This is a genomic window from Paenibacillus sp. FSL R5-0744 (genome assembly GCF_037972555.1).
In the GTDB taxonomy this organism is placed as follows: domain Bacteria; phylum Bacillota; class Bacilli; order Paenibacillales; family Paenibacillaceae; genus Paenibacillus_AQ.
The window spans coordinates 4,811,545-4,825,865 of the sequence record NZ_CP150228.1 but is presented as its reverse complement, the minus strand read 5'-3'; the positions used below and the strand labels follow the sequence as shown (position 1 = coordinate 4,825,865).

General features: G+C 44.1%; 12 protein-coding genes. 10 read left to right on the top strand and 2 right to left on the bottom strand.

What is annotated here, in order from left to right; translation table 11 throughout:
• Positions 1 to 3 precede the first annotated feature (3 nt).
• The 5 genes from MKY19_RS21385 to MKY19_RS21365 all read left to right on the top strand — a co-directional run bounded on the left by MKY19_RS21385 (position 4) and on the right by MKY19_RS21365 (position 6,547).
• A complete protein-coding gene (locus MKY19_RS21385; protein ID WP_042190308.1) occupies positions 4 to 1,644 on the top strand; it encodes a response regulator in 1,641 nt (546 codons plus the stop codon).
• Between the two features lie 109 nt (positions 1,645 to 1,753).
• Positions 1,754 to 3,457 (top strand): sugar ABC transporter, encoded by a 1,704-nt coding sequence (locus MKY19_RS21380; protein WP_339797512.1) that lies wholly within the window; start codon positions 1,754 to 1,756, stop codon positions 3,455 to 3,457.
• Between the two features lie 247 nt (positions 3,458 to 3,704).
• Entirely contained in the window at positions 3,705 to 4,595 is an 891-nt protein-coding gene (locus MKY19_RS21375) for an ABC transporter permease subunit (protein ID WP_042129685.1), read from the top strand.
• A 24-nt stretch (positions 4,596 to 4,619) separates the two neighbouring features.
• Positions 4,620 to 5,498: a carbohydrate ABC transporter permease gene (locus tag MKY19_RS21370; RefSeq protein WP_042190304.1), complete on the top strand. Its 879-nt coding sequence runs from the start codon at positions 4,620 to 4,622 to the stop codon at positions 5,496 to 5,498.
• Between the two features lie 2 nt (positions 5,499 to 5,500).
• Positions 5,501 to 6,547, top strand: a complete 1,047-nt coding sequence (locus MKY19_RS21365) for an arabinogalactan endo-1,4-beta-galactosidase (protein WP_339266228.1) — start codon at positions 5,501 to 5,503, stop codon at positions 6,545 to 6,547.
• A gap of 54 nt (positions 6,548 to 6,601) precedes the next feature.
• On the opposite strand, the gene MKY19_RS21360 is transcribed toward MKY19_RS21365, so the two are convergent.
• Positions 6,602 to 7,636: a glycosyl hydrolase 53 family protein gene (locus MKY19_RS21360; RefSeq protein ID WP_339266227.1), complete on the bottom strand. Its 1,035-nt coding sequence runs from the start codon at positions 7,634 to 7,636 to the stop codon at positions 6,602 to 6,604.
• A gap of 263 nt (positions 7,637 to 7,899) precedes the next feature.
• Between MKY19_RS21360 and MKY19_RS21355 the strand changes: the two genes are divergently transcribed.
• The 5 genes from MKY19_RS21355 to MKY19_RS21335 all read left to right on the top strand — a co-directional run bounded on the left by MKY19_RS21355 (position 7,900) and on the right by MKY19_RS21335 (position 13,359).
• Positions 7,900 to 8,562 (top strand): stage V sporulation protein AA, encoded by a 663-nt coding sequence (locus MKY19_RS21355; RefSeq protein ID WP_339266226.1) that lies wholly within the window; start codon positions 7,900 to 7,902, stop codon positions 8,560 to 8,562.
• Positions 8,559 to 8,984 (top strand): stage V sporulation protein AB, encoded by a 426-nt coding sequence (locus MKY19_RS21350; RefSeq protein ID WP_076284537.1) that lies wholly within the window; start codon positions 8,559 to 8,561, stop codon positions 8,982 to 8,984. Before MKY19_RS21355 ends, MKY19_RS21350 begins: the two co-directional genes overlap by 4 nt.
• A 722-nt stretch (positions 8,985 to 9,706) precedes the next feature.
• A complete protein-coding gene (locus MKY19_RS21345; protein WP_339271738.1) occupies positions 9,707 to 11,320 on the top strand; it encodes a spore germination protein in 1,614 nt (537 codons plus the stop codon).
• Positions 11,321 to 11,447: 127 nt separating this feature from the next.
• Positions 11,448 to 12,782 (top strand): diaminopimelate decarboxylase, encoded by a 1,335-nt coding sequence (gene lysA, locus MKY19_RS21340; protein ID WP_076284538.1) that lies wholly within the window; start codon positions 11,448 to 11,450, stop codon positions 12,780 to 12,782.
• A gap of 145 nt (positions 12,783 to 12,927) precedes the next feature.
• Positions 12,928 to 13,359: a peptidylprolyl isomerase gene (locus MKY19_RS21335; RefSeq protein WP_042190291.1), complete on the top strand. Its 432-nt coding sequence runs from the start codon at positions 12,928 to 12,930 to the stop codon at positions 13,357 to 13,359.
• Positions 13,360 to 13,416: 57 nt separating this feature from the next.
• On the opposite strand, the gene MKY19_RS21330 is transcribed toward MKY19_RS21335, so the two are convergent.
• Entirely contained in the window at positions 13,417 to 14,175 is a 759-nt protein-coding gene (locus MKY19_RS21330; RefSeq protein ID WP_339797504.1) for a TIGR02206 family membrane protein, read from the bottom strand.
• Positions 14,176 to 14,321 lie beyond the last annotated feature (146 nt).

The window sequence follows — 14,321 nt, the reverse complement described above, 5'->3', positions numbered from 1 at the left end:
ATGATGATAGAGATATTGTTAGTCGATGATGAGCCTTATGTAACAGAAAGTCTGGCCCGCACGATTCCGTGGGACGAGATTGGCGTAAAGCAAGTGCATCAGGCGGCATCGGGTGCCGAGGCTCTGGAAATATTGGAACAGCAGGACATAGATATCATGGTTACTGATATTTCAATGCCTGGAATGTCCGGTTTGCAATTAATTGAAACGGTGAGCGAGAGATGGCCGGATATCCGGTCGATTCTGCTGACAGGTTTTTCTGATTTTCAGTACGCTAAGAAGGCGATTCAGCTACAGGCTTTTGATTATATTTTGAAGCCAGTAAGTGATGAGGAATTTATCAATAGTATCTCCGGAGCGATTGAGTCTCTAAAAGACGAATGGGAGGCACATGATAAATATCATTTGCTACTCTATAATCGCAAAGCCGATTACAGTGTTTTACGGGCCAACTTGATGCATGAATTACTACTTGGAAGAGTGCTCTCTGAGCGGACACTTGCATTAAAGCTTAAGGAATATGAAATCTCTTTCGAATCAGATGTTGAAGCGGCGATGTTATTGATTCAGCTGGGTAAACATTACGCCGCAATGGATCATCATTCGGTTTCCCTAATGGAATATGCCATCGGCAATATTGCCGAAGAGCTCTTTAAGGAGCAGTTCCATGTCTGGTTTTGCAAAGCACCCCATGATTGTTTAATTTTGCTTGTGGAACTGAAGCCAGTCATCCAGCGAGAGTTAGAGAAGTCGAATAATTACGATGCTGCGAGACAACAGATCCTTAAGTCAGCGATTGCTAACTTCAGAATTAGTGTGAGTAACTACCTGAAGGGTGAGATATCGCTTATCGTAACGGAGTGGTTTGCTTTTCCCGAAGGGATGACGGCTGCCTATCGAAGTGGCTTAAGTTCAATGTATTTGACAACACATAATGAAACAGGATCGGTACTTTATCTGGGGGATCGTCATCTTCAGGAGATGATGAGCATCAAATCACTCGAAAGCCTTTATCGTCCGCCAACGCTCATTCATTTGCTGGAATCTAAGCAATGGGATACAGCCCGCCAGAAGATAGCTGATGTGTTCCGAGATATGGAGAATGCACGCTTTTCAAGTGAGCATCTGTATGAAGTCTTTCTGTCCATTACTAATGCATTCATGTACATTGCTCACAAAGGGGGGCAGTTCATCTCACAAATCGACCAATATGCGTTCGATCCGATGTTGACTCAGAGCATCATTGTTTCTTTTGACAAACTGAAGGACTGGGCGTTTGATATGCTAAACAAGCTGCAGAAGGAACTCTCAGAAAGTGATCAGAACACGAAAAGTTACATTATTAAGCAGGTACATGAGCTGGTAGGGAACCATTCTGGGCATGATCTGTCGGTCAAGACGATAGCGGATCATGTGTATCTGCACCCCGTATACTTATCTAAAATATATAAGGCAGAGACAGGGGAAGGGCTCGGAGACTATATTATCCGCATGCGGATGGAACGTGCACTTTATTTACTTAAGAATACGAATAAAAAAATCTACGAAATCACTACCGAACTCGGATATCAGAATCCGCAATATTTCAGCAAAATGTTCAAAAAGCATTACAATATGACACCAAATGAGTTTCGTGACGGATAGAGAGGTTGAGAAAGGTGCAGAAACCTTGTTTAAATGACGTATTCGACATCATTTCTGTTCCCTATAATTAAGTCATAACCAACACTTAAGGAATCTAAGGGGGAACAAAATGAGCGCGATGAAGAGAAAAAAATGGCTGCCGCTCCTGTGTATGAGTATGCTTTTAGTAGGGAGTCTCGCAGGTTGTTCAGGCAATAATGCTGCTGATGGAAAGAATACAGCCGGTGATACGACTACCAATACAACATCTGATTCTGAAAACGCCTACAAGGATAAATATGATCCTGAGGTAACCATTACTACGGTATGGGGTGTTGACCCTGAGCTTAAATTCAAGAACGGGGAAAGCATTGAGAATAACGTAGCTACGAAGTGGACAAAAGAAAAGTTCGGCATCAATATTAAATCACTTTGGTCCATTACAGATACGAATGGTGCTTTTGGAACCAAACTGCGCCTGTCGATGTCATCTGGTCAGGAAATGCCCGATGTTGTAACGATCGGTACGGGTGATAGCACGATTGCTCAGGATTTGATCGATTCCGGTATGTATGCTGAAGTGGGAACACTGTTTGATAAATACGCTTCAGCTACTTGGAAAGAAGCCATGGCACAGGATCCGAACGTATGGAACCAATACAGCCGTGATGGCAAAAGAATGGGTCTGCCTGTTCTCGATTACGCGTACAACCATGATTACATTCTTTGGATCCGCCAAGATTGGCTGGACAAGCTAAATATGCAAGCACCTAAAACGATAGATGAGCTAGAAAAAGTTATGGATGCATTCAAGAATCAGAACCCTGATGGCTTGGCACCAGACAAGGTAACTCCGCTTAGTATCGGCTTTAAGACATCGATGAACACTTGGATGGGCGATCCTTCCTGGATCTTCGGTGCTTATGGAACGCTTCCGCAGCAATGGAATCTTGATGCTGATGGTAAATTGGAATACGGCTCTGTAAATGCAGGTATGAAGCAAGGGCTGGAAAAAATGAAGGAATGGCTCGCAAAAGGTTACATTCCTCAAGAAGCAGCGCTTTGGGATGAGAACAAAACAGCTGAGCCGGCAGTGGCGGGTACAGCAGGTATTCTCCCAGGACCTTACTGGATGAGCGGTTGGCCGCTTCAAGATACTGTGAAGAATGCTCCGGATGCTGTATGGGCTCCAATTGAAATTCCAGCGGGACCAGATGGTAAAGTTATGCGTCATGGAACACAGTTCACCAACGGTGTAACTCTGATTAGCACTAAGATGAAAAATCCAGAAGCATTCTTCACCTATCAAAACTATCTGTTCGATAACTTCGCTGATCCTAAGCCTGGTAGCGAGCTGGATAATGGCCTCTTCGCAGGATATGACTATGAACTAGATGCAAACGGTAAGATGATTGAAAATGATAAAATTGCTGGTGGTTATGTGAACAGCGTTCGTTATATGCTGGTTCGTGACGGTGCCCGGATTCCGGATGCCCAAATGAAAGCCCTTCTTAATCTTGCGGATGGTGCTGAACCAACCACTCGTTTGGAGAAGGATGTAGCTGTGAACTATGGTAAGGATACCCCTGCAGCTGCAAAGGTTCTGCTGGCACAAGAGGATAAATCCTTCAAAAATATGTTCACTGGTCCTACTACTGAAACTATGAAATCGAAGATGGATTATCTGAACAAAATCGAGAACCAAACGTTTAATGAGATCATCTATGGCAACAAGCCACTAGAAGCTTTCGATACCTTCGTAGCGACCTGGAAATCAGGCGGCGGCGACCAAATCACTAAAGAAGTAAATGAATGGTATGACAGCGTAAAATAATGCTCTGTGAAGGGTATAAGTAGCACAATTAGGGACTGTTTCCTCAGCTGTATATTTAGCTGTGGGAACGGTCTGTTTTTGCGTTAGCGGTTATCCGAATTTGTATAAATTTGCTTCTGTTTCTATACGGTAAAGAGATTGGTTTTGTACCATATATATTGGTTTTGCTCGCTATTTGGGGAATCCTGTCGTTGCTATAATTTGAGTATGGTTACAGAAGAACTTGACACGATATGGGGGACCAAGGATGAGAACACTTAAAAAAACATGGCCATTTCACTTAATGTTGCTGCCGGCGATGATATTCCTGATCATCTTCAGTTTTATACCGATGGGCGGAATTGTGATGGCGTTTCAAGATTATAAGCCATGGCTAAAAATTTCGGGATCAGCGTGGGTTGGATTAGATAATTTCCGCTATCTATTTGAACGTAATGACAGCATGCAGGTCATTTGGAACACATTGATTATTGCCGTTCTGAAGATGATCTTCAATCTGGCTGTGCCATTTGTTTTCGCCATTCTTTTGAATGAGATTCGCAAGGTTTATATACAGCGTACAATTCAGACATTGGTTTATTTACCTCACTTCTTGTCTTGGGTCATCCTTGGCGGGATCTTGCTAGATTTGCTTGCAACAGATGGCTTCGTCAATCAGATCCTCGGGAGTATGGGGATTAAACCCATCTTTTTCTTAGGAGATAATAACTGGTTCAGGTTCACGGTCATTCTCACAGATGTATGGAAGGAATTTGGTTATAACACGATCGTCTTCCTGGCTGCTCTAGCAGGAATTAACCCTTCATTATATGAAGCTGCTGAAATAGATGGTGCAACCCGCTGGAAACAGACACGTTTTATCACAATGCCTTCTCTACTGCCAATGGTTGTTGTGGTAGGTACTCTGGCTCTCGGAAATGTATTGAATGCAGGGTTTGACCAGATCTTTAACCTCTACAATCCGCTGGTCTATCAGAAAGGCGATATTATCGACACCTTCGTATACCGGACAGCTATTCTGAATGGTGAGATGGGCTTTGGTACAGCAATCGGACTGTTCAAGTCAGCCATTAGTATGGTCCTAATCCTTGTATCATACAGTCTGGCTAAAAAATGGGCAGGATATCGCATTTTCTAAACTACCAATGGAAGAGGGAGACCTATGTATTACAAAACTAGAGGTTATCGTATTTTCAACATATTCAATACTTGTTTTCTGATCATACTCGCACTCATGTGTATTGTTCCTCTGATTCACGTATTAGCTGTATCTTTCAGTGCCAAGTCTGCGGCTGATGCCAATCTGGTGGGCTTGTGGCCAAAGCAGTTCTCTCTGGAAGCTTATAAAAAGACAATGAATAATCCGATATTCCTACACTCTATATGGGTATCCGTACAAAGAACTGTACTCGGAACCGGACTTACGCTTCTGATTACTTTTCTGGCAGCTTATCCGCTATCTAAGGAAAACTCAGCCTTCAAAGGCCGGAATGTTTATTCCTGGTTGTTCGTGTTCAGCATGGTGTTTAATGGTGGTCTGATTCCATTCTATATTGTTATTCAAAAGATTGGCTTAATGGATTCCTTCTGGGTACTCGTTCTGCCAGGTGCGGTGAATACATTCTTGGTAATTCTCATGCTGAACTTCTTCCGCGGTATTCCTAAAGATTTGGAGGAAGCTTCGCTAATTGACGGCGCAGGACATTTCCGTACCTTGTTCAGCATTTACTTACCGATTTCATTACCATCGATTGCGACGATTGCACTGTTTAGTATGGTGTTCCACTGGAACTCCTGGTTCGATGGACTATTGTACTTGAACAATTCCAAGCAGTTTCCGCTGGCGACCTTTCTGCAGACCGTTATCATTCAACGGGATATGAGCTCCATGAGCATTAATCCGAAGGAGATGGAATTAATCTCGCAGACAACGGTTAGAGCCGCGCAAATCTTTATCGGGGCTGCTCCTATTCTAATCGTATATCCATTCTTGCAGAAGTATTTTGTTAAAGGAATGACACTTGGTTCTGTAAAGGAGTAGGGATGATGATAACGACATTTATCAATGGAATGGACATCTCGTTTTTGGATGAAATAGAGCAGGGTGGAGGCAAATTCCATAGTCGCTCTGTTCAGACTGCTGAGGAAGGTGAGGATTTACTCCACATCCTTAAGGACAATGGAGTAAATGCCATACGGCTGCGGATTTGGAATGACCCTCCAGGTGTCTTTTGCAATTTGGAACGGACGCTGGTTATGGCAAAGCGGATCAAAGAAGCAGGGCTGGATTTTCTACTGGATTTTCATTATTCAGATAAATGGGCGGATCCAGCTAACCAATGGAAGCCAAAAGCTTGGGAGGCACTTGACTTCAGTGGTTTGACATCCGCCGTGTATGAGTATACACGCGAGACCCTTGAAGCTTTACAGTCCCAAGGCACACTGCCCGATATGGTGCAGATCGGTAATGAAATTACGCCAGGCATGTTATGGGGAGAAGGCAAGGTTGATGGAGATTGTGATACTCCGGAGCAGTGGGAGCAGTTCACTACGCTAGTTAAAGCAGGTATAGCGGGTGCGAAATCCGTCGATTCTGACTTGTCCATCATGATCCATATTGACCGGGGTGCTGATCATCCGGCGAGCCGTAATTTTTTTGATCGTTTCTTAGAACATGGTGTAAATTATGATGTTATCGGATTATCATTCTACTCTTGGTGGCATGGTACTTTGGACGACTTACAGCTTAACCTGAACGAATTAGCGCTGCGTTATAACAAGGATATCATTGTGGTGGAAACAGCCTATCCATGGACACTGAATGCACCTGAAGGATTTCCAGTAATTGTGAATGAGGAAGCCCAGCTCCATGAAGGTTATCCAGCCACAGTAGAGGGTCAAACTAAGTATATGAAGGATTTCATAAACGTAATTGAGAATACACCTGACGGAAAAGGAATCGGCTTTTATTACTGGGAGCCTGCTTGGATTCCTTCGCAAAAGGAATGGTCTGTTGGGCATGAGAATGGTTGGTCCAATTTAGCCCTGTTTGATTTTGAAGGCAAGAAACTGGATTCGCTCCATTTCTAAAGATTATTAGAAAAGAAGACAGCCAATGGTTAAGCACCGTGGCTGTCTTCTTTTTTAATTCAAAAAGGCATCTAAAGCCACCGTAGGCTTACCAGAAGAATCAAAGGCACCTTTTGTGTAAGCGTACCATGTACCGTAACTCTCCGGTTCCCAATAGAACACGCCAAGCCCTTTGCCGCCACTTACCGATTTTGTTTTGCTAATGATGTCGGTAAGAAAAGCTTTCGCCGTTGTTGGAGCACTAACGTCCATGCCGACCTCTGAAATGATCACCTCTTTACCATACCGGGCAACCATATCATTCATATTCGTTAATGTCTGAGCGTTCAGTGTAGACCAGTTGCTTGTAGTGGGATATAGTGACATGCCGATCACATCATAGTTGGCACCGTTAGACTTCAGACCGTCAAACATCCAGCGGAATAAGGAATTGTCGTAGCCGTTAGAGAGGTGGACGATGACTTTTGAACTACTACTGACCGCTTTTACTGCACTATATCCTGAATTGATCAACGCGGCAAAATTACTCATACTTACAGAAGCTTTTCCATCCTCCCAAAGCATTCCATTATTCGTCTCGTTCCCTACCTGTACCCATTCCGGCGTAACACCGCTAGCTTTGAGTGTATTCATAACATCATACGTGTGGTCATATACCGCTGTCTTTAGAGCTGTAAAGTTCTTGCTGGTCCAGGCAGCAGGTTTCTTCTGATTGCCGGGATCTGCCCATGTATCACTGTAATGAAAGTCAATCATGATTCGGAAACCCATGTTCTTGGCCCGAACGGCCTGTTTCACAACATCGGCTTTGTTAGAGAAATTAATGGAAGGGTTAACCCAGACCCGTAGTCTAATGGAGTTCATTCCGTGATCTTTGAGGATTTGCAGTAGGTCTTGTTTCACACCGTTATCATTGTAAAAAGACCAATTATAGTACTCCATCTCCGATAGCCAGCCTACATCAGCCCCTTTTGCAAAAGTCGTAGCAGCTTCCGCTGGTTTGTTATTCCCAAAGTTGAAACACATACTAAACACGAGAGACAGGTAAAAGAACAATTTGAACGTAGTTTTTGAGTTCTGTTTGTTCATGATCATAACCTCCGGATTAGGATTTTAACAACAGGCGCCCTTAGTTTAGCGATGTTTGTATCCGTTTACATAAAACTCCTCCCTTTCTCTTTTATAACAAGATTGTAAGGTGGGGTAAGCATTCCCGATACCAATAAAAATTCAACATTTCAGCTTCTTTGGAAATTGATTCAGAGCTACAAGAGTAAAAATAAGGCTTTACTCCCATACTACCGTTATCTTGCACCGGAGCTACTTGACCACAACCTTTAGGAGGAATGCGGATGAAACAACATTCTGCTCCCGCCATCTATATACAGCTTAAGAACCGGGTGACGGTGCCCAAAGGTAAAGGTGTCACATTGGGTGATATTGCATTTTTGATCGCGGAGCCAGAGCTGAAAGAGTCGCTGGAATCTATTCTGCTAATGAAGCCAGAGCAAAGTGACGGCAATCTGATTTTGATTGATCTTCTGATGGTTATTCCCCGCATTTATGAGCTTTTGCCGGAAGCGGACATTGAGCCGATCGGCGAAGGGAGAACGATTGTTCAGATTGAAGGTCCAGTGGAGAGGCGGAAGCCTTCAGTAGCGATGTTTGTCTTAGTGTGGCTGCTGCTGTTCTTTGGGTCTGCGCTGACCATCATGAATTTCCATGCGGATGTAAACATGCAGGAGGTTCAAATCCGAATCGTGGAGATGATTACCGGTCATCGGGATGAGCATCCGGTTGTATTTCAGATTGCGTATTCTGTAGGAATCGGCTTTGGGATGGTCATTTTTTTCAACCATTTATTTAAGAAAAAGTGGAATGAAGAGCCTACACCGCTAGAAGTGGAAATGTACCTGTATCAGAAAAATATCGACCAATACGTCATTAATGAGGAGTATAGCAAAATGAGGCGCCGTGGAGAAAATCAACCAGAGAACGTGGAGGACGGAAGATGACGGCACCTATAACACTAGGGTTGAATTTGCTGCTGGGTATTGCAGGGGGGATCGCTGTAGGTGGTGGTGTGATCGCTTTATTTGTGGTTCTCGACATGGTGCCCCGTCTGGCTCAATTAACTTCTTCTTACGATAAAGTACATTGGTACGAGGGTGCGATGGTAGTTGGATCATTGCTAGGAACCGTAAGTGATTTTTGGAATTGGAAAATATCCTCAGGTCCTTTAGTTGAACTTGGTATAGGACTTTTTGACGGGATTTTTGTCGGGATGCTCGCTGCAGCATTGACCGAGGTATTAAATGTGCTGCCGATACTCGCTAAACGCTTGAACATGACACATTATTTGTTCGGGCTGTTAATGGCGATGGTAAGCGGGAAGGTCGCGGGTTCTTTGTTCGACTGGTTTGTATACCGACAGTAAACGGGGGTTATGGAATGAGCAAATTTATTCACAGCGGTGATTCTGTGCCAGAAGAGGATCATCAGGAGAAAAACGCTGCGGCTGCCGCAGCAATGAAGAATACCGCAGAGGATCTAGTTGATGATCATACCGAGATTAACGGAGCTTCTATGACCAGTGAAGACGCAGATCCGGCGGAAAATACTACAGCAGCTGATCCGAGTCAAGAACAGCAGGATGCAGAAGCATCTGCGGAGCTAGGGGCAGAAGAGCAGAGTACCGAAGCGTCAGCACAGCCCGATTCCGGGCAACAGGATGCAGAAGCACCTGCGGAGCTAGGGGCAGAAGAGCAGAGCACCGAAGCGTCAGCACAGCCGAATTCCGGGCAACAGGATGCAGAAGCATCTGCGGAGCTAGGGGCAGAAGAGCAAAGCGCAGAAGAGCAAAGCGCAGAAGTATCAGCTCAGCCGGATTCCGGGCAGCAGGATGCAGAAGCATCTACGGAGCTAGGGGCAGAAGAGCAAAGCGCTGAAGCTGCACAACCGGATTCCGGGCAGCAGGATGCAGAGGCGTCAGATGAGCTCGGGAATCAGGAACAGAATGAGCCTAGTAAAGGATTTTTTGCCAGGTTATTCGGCTTAGATTCAGACTCGGAATCCGAAGATGAGGCGCAAGATCAGAATACCCAACAAGCAGGCGGATCAGAGTCCGCAACAGAGTCCGGGGAAGAATCTCAAGCCAAAGTGACGCCAAAGTCCAAACTATCTAAAAAGCAAGCGCAACAAGAGTCACAAGACAGCAATAAAAAGGGAAGCAGCAAGCTACAGAAGAAACGAGATCGCGAGCACTCCAACTCATTAAAAGAATCCGTCATTTACTGGCAAGGTAATGATGAAATCCCAATGTCCTTGCAAGATACGAAACAAACACTTACTGAGGTAATGGGACTGGGCACAAGCTTTGATGTAACGTTCAGACAGATGTCCTTTGGCGGACATAAGACAGCTCTACTCTGTTTAAGTGGTTTTACCAACACAGATGTGACCGATGATATTCTAAAACGTCTGACCTATCTCACCTCTGAGAATCTGTCTACGGGTGTGCTGTCTAGCTTTATGAATGAATATGTCCCTCACATCCAGGTGGAAGAGGGGAATTCTTTAAGTGAAAGTATCGAGAAGGTACTTGAAGGCTTGAGCGTGCTATTCGTCGAAGGTGAGAACAAAGTTATCATCATGGATACTCGTTCTTACCCTAGTCGCAGTCCAGCCGAGCCTTCGATTGATCGGGTGGTGCGCGGTGCGCGCGACGGTTTTACAGAGACTTTACTGAGCAATATCTCGCTTGTCAGAAGACGGGTTCGAGATCCAGGGCTGAAATATGAGCTATTTCGGGTTGGACGACGGACACAAACAGATGTATGCGTGGCTTACATTGATGATATCGTTGATAAAACACAGGTTATGTCTGTTATCGACAAAATCAAAAGCATTGATATTGATGGTATTCCTCTGGCAGATAAACAATTAGAGGAGGCGATTATCGGCGGTGGATGGAATCCATATCCTATGGTGCGTTATTCTGAACGCCCCGACGTCGTAGCTTCCAATTTATTGGAGGGACGGGTAATACTGTTTGTAGATACCTCACCAATTGTTATTGTTCTTCCGACTACTTTTTTTGATCTTTGTCAGCATGCAGAGGAGAATCGTCAGACTCCTTTTATGGGAACGTACTTGCGGTGGGTCCGTTTCATCGGTATATTTGCGTCCATGTTCCTGCTGCCGCTATGGATGTTGCTTGTCATTCATCCTGAACTAAAGCCGGCTATGCTGGATTTCATTGGACCTCAAAAGACCGCCAGAATTCCAATACTCGCCCAGTTTCTAATTGTGGAGCTTGGGGTTGATTTACTGCGGATGGCTGCAGTACACACACCAACGCCTTTAGGTTCAGCGATGGGTCTGATTGCAGCTATATTGATTGGCGATATAGCGGTTCAGAGTGGTTTGTTTGTAAACGAGGTAGTTCTGTATATGGCTGTAGCCTCCATTGGTATGTTTGCAACCCCGAGTTATGAGCTGGGTCTTGCGAATCGAATAGTCAGGCTTGTGTTGCTAATTGCCGTAGCGGCATTCCAGGTGCCAGGATTTATGATTGGCACGACGCTACTGACTATTTTCCTAACTACTCACCGCTCCTATAACTCGTCTTATATGTGGCCGTTTATACCTTTTAATGCAAAGGCAATGAGTGAAATTCTAGTGCGTAAGCCAGTCTTAAGCTCGAAGACAAGGCCGTCTTTCAACAAAACTAGAGACAATACAAGGGTGCCGCCTACTCAAAAGAATGATTAACAATCGTAGGAAAATACAAAACTACTGCAAATTAGTCCATTCAATGGAGTTCCCACTGTCTGTTATACTGAATACACTAAAGACAGGGTGGAACCTTGATATTCCACAGAAATTGGAGGACTAAAGAATGTTTCTACACGGTACTAGCCGAATTAACGATGCTGGGCATTTGGAGATCGGCGGATGTGATGTAACTGAATTGAAGGCGGAATATGGAACCCCGCTATATATATTGGACGAGCAATTGGTGAGACAACGTTGCCGTGAATATATGGATGCTTTTAAATCCTCTGGACTTGGGTTCCAAGTAGCTTACGCAAGTAAGGCGTTCTCAGTAATGGCTATGGTTCGTTTGGCTGATGAAGAAGGCTTGTCGCTTGATGTTGTATCTGATGGCGAACTTTATACTGCTTTGCAAGCTGGCTTTCCTGCAGAACGCATTCATTTTCATGGCAACAATAAGACTTCTGAAGAGATCGAAATGGCGATTGATGCCGGGATCGGCTGCTTTGTAGTCGATAATCTGGTAGAGCTTAATCTTTTGCAGTCGATTGCATCACGTAAAGAAGTTAAGGTTAACATCTTGTTACGTGTGACACCAGGTGTCGAAGCTCATACGCATGAGTATATAACAACAGGCCAGACCGATTCCAAATTTGGATTTGATATCGGTAATGGATCAGCTTATGAAGCAGTTAAAGCGGCAGTCAGCAAAAAGAATTTAGTGCTGCTTGGCGTACATTCCCATATTGGTTCTCAAATTTTTGAAACGGATGGATTCCAGCTTGCTGTTGAACGTGTAGCGAGTTTTGCTCGTAGTGTTAAAGAAGGTTTGGAAGTGGACTTCCGTGTAGTAAACCTAGGTGGAGGTTTCGGTATTCGTTATGTTGAGGGGGATACCCCATTACATGTTTCTGAATATGTAACTGCAATTACGGATGCCGTGAAGACTCATTTTGCTGGAATCTATAATGCTTTGCCTGAAATTTGGGTGGAGCCGGGCCGTAGTATTGTTGGAGATGCAGGTACTACACTTTATACAGTAGGTACGAACAAGGATATCCCAGGCGTGCGTAAGTACGTTGCCGTTGACGGTGGGATGACTGATAATCCACGTCCTGCATTGTACCAATCTAAATATGAGGCATTACTTGCTAATCGTGCGAATGAAGAGGCTACAGAAACTGTATCCATCGCTGGTAAATGCTGCGAGAGCGGAGATATGCTGATCTGGGATGTAGAGCTGCCTGAGGCTGAAAGCGGCGATCTGTTGGCTGTAGCCTGCACAGGCGCTTACAATTACTCCATGGCGAGCAACTACAACCGGCTTCGTCGTCCGGCTTTAGTGTTCGTTCAGAACGGACACAGTGATCTTGTAGTGCGTCGCGAAAGCTATAATGATCTTATTGCCAACGATATTGTTCCTGAGCGTATCGCTAAACAAGCTGCTGTTGCTAAGTAACAGCCGTTAATGTTATGTAGGGAAAACTGGTAAGGCATAAAGAGCAAGCAGGAATTACTCCTGCTTGCTTTGCTTTGTGAGTAGTTTCATAGTAATATAATTGAGGTATTCTAAATTTGTTAATTTTGAAAGGGGTCATTTACATATGGCAAAGCAAGCGAAAATTACTCTTGAAAATGGCGGCGTAGTGCTGATTGACTTGTTCGATCAAGATGCACCAAACACTGTAGCTAACTTTGAAAAGCTAGCAAAAGATGGTTTCTACAATGGATTGACATTCCACCGTGTTATCCCTGGTTTTGTAGCTCAAGGCGGATGTCCTAACGGAACTGGATCTGGTGGTCCAGGATACACAATCAACTGCGAAATCAACCCAAACAAACATGAGCGCGGAACACTTGCTATGGCACATGCGGGTAAGAACACAGGCGGAAGCCAGTTCTACATCTGCTATGCACCGCAACCACACTTGGATGGAGTTCACACTGTATTCGGTAAAGTAGTTGAAGGTATGGATCTTGTTGATACTTTCAAAGGACGCGACAAAATGACTTCGGTAGAAATCATCGAAGCTTAAGAATTCTTAATTTAAAAAGGCTAGTCTCCGGATTATCGGAGGCTGGCCTTTTCTTATTTAATAAGGAATCCGGCTTATTCGTTTACGTCTCGATTTACGCTGCTCTGGCACCCAGAAGAATACCAAATACATGAGCAGAAACACAATGAAGGCAAACAACTCTTCAACAAGCAGGTAATAAGGATAAGGCCCGAAATAATCCAATACAGAATAAGTGCTGGGCTTATGAGATAAGAACATGTAGTTAGATCCTAGGATGTAATTGGCGATCCACACACAAGCGGCTACAATGTTTAGTCCAAGCATGGTGAACAGGAGAGATTTCCAAGTGGGCTTATAGCCCTCAATCCAGGTCATATAAAGTGAAGCGAGAACAATACCACCATGTGCTATAAAGAACAGTAGAAATCGGAAATGAGGGAATGGATAGACCAGATTCGGTGTGAGTAAAGCAATGAATGCTCCACCAATCCCAGCAAAATACAGAAAGGAATATAGTGCTCGGCTGCGAGTGATCAGCATGATAACGGATAGTAGTAAAGTAATTCCGCATAGTTCGAGCGGGAGTGAGCTGCTGGATTGCCATACGCCTTGAGAGAGGTACCATATTTGAAGACCTGTTTCTGAGAACAAAAGAATAATAATCAGCAGCAAGCGCACACTTTGCCGAAGTTTCACATCAGTCCGAATCTCGAATCTTAAACTGTAAAACAGTATACAGACCAATGTAATGATAGACAGAGCAATCCAATGTGAAGGGGAGAACATAATGAAATCCTCCGTACGCTGTCGATCAAAATAAGATGAAAGATGCATGGAACCAACCTCCTTCGTACCTGAAAAGCACTTCAAAAAACATCTTTGTAAATTTTTGATATTTTCTGATTCGAAACATCCATAAAATGGTTATATATGTATGAATTCTGTCAGCTAACCCACAAAAGGATGGCTTTTCATTATTT

Excerpts from the sequence above, each read along its gene's own strand:
- MKY19_RS21350 (WP_076284537.1), top strand. The coding sequence starts at position 8,559 with ATGACGGCACCTATAACACTAGGGTTGAATTTGCTGCTGGGTATTGCA.
- MKY19_RS21375 (WP_042129685.1), top strand. The coding sequence starts at position 3,705 with ATGAGAACACTTAAAAAAACATGGCCATTTCACTTAATGTTGCTGCCG.
- MKY19_RS21385 (WP_042190308.1), top strand. The coding sequence starts at position 4 with ATGATAGAGATATTGTTAGTCGATGATGAGCCTTATGTAACAGAAAGT.
- MKY19_RS21330 (WP_339797504.1), bottom strand. The coding sequence starts at position 14,175 with ATGCATCTTTCATCTTATTTTGATCGACAGCGTACGGAGGATTTCATT.
- MKY19_RS21355 (WP_339266226.1), top strand. The coding sequence starts at position 7,900 with ATGAAACAACATTCTGCTCCCGCCATCTATATACAGCTTAAGAACCGG.
- MKY19_RS21360 (WP_339266227.1), bottom strand. The coding sequence starts at position 7,636 with ATGAACAAACAGAACTCAAAAACTACGTTCAAATTGTTCTTTTACCTG.
- MKY19_RS21380 (WP_339797512.1), top strand. The coding sequence starts at position 1,754 with ATGAGCGCGATGAAGAGAAAAAAATGGCTGCCGCTCCTGTGTATGAGT.
- MKY19_RS21335 (WP_042190291.1), top strand. The coding sequence starts at position 12,928 with ATGGCAAAGCAAGCGAAAATTACTCTTGAAAATGGCGGCGTAGTGCTG.
- MKY19_RS21365 (WP_339266228.1), top strand. The coding sequence starts at position 5,501 with ATGATGATAACGACATTTATCAATGGAATGGACATCTCGTTTTTGGAT.
- lysA (WP_076284538.1), top strand. The coding sequence starts at position 11,448 with ATGTTTCTACACGGTACTAGCCGAATTAACGATGCTGGGCATTTGGAG.
- MKY19_RS21370 (WP_042190304.1), top strand. The coding sequence starts at position 4,620 with ATGTATTACAAAACTAGAGGTTATCGTATTTTCAACATATTCAATACT.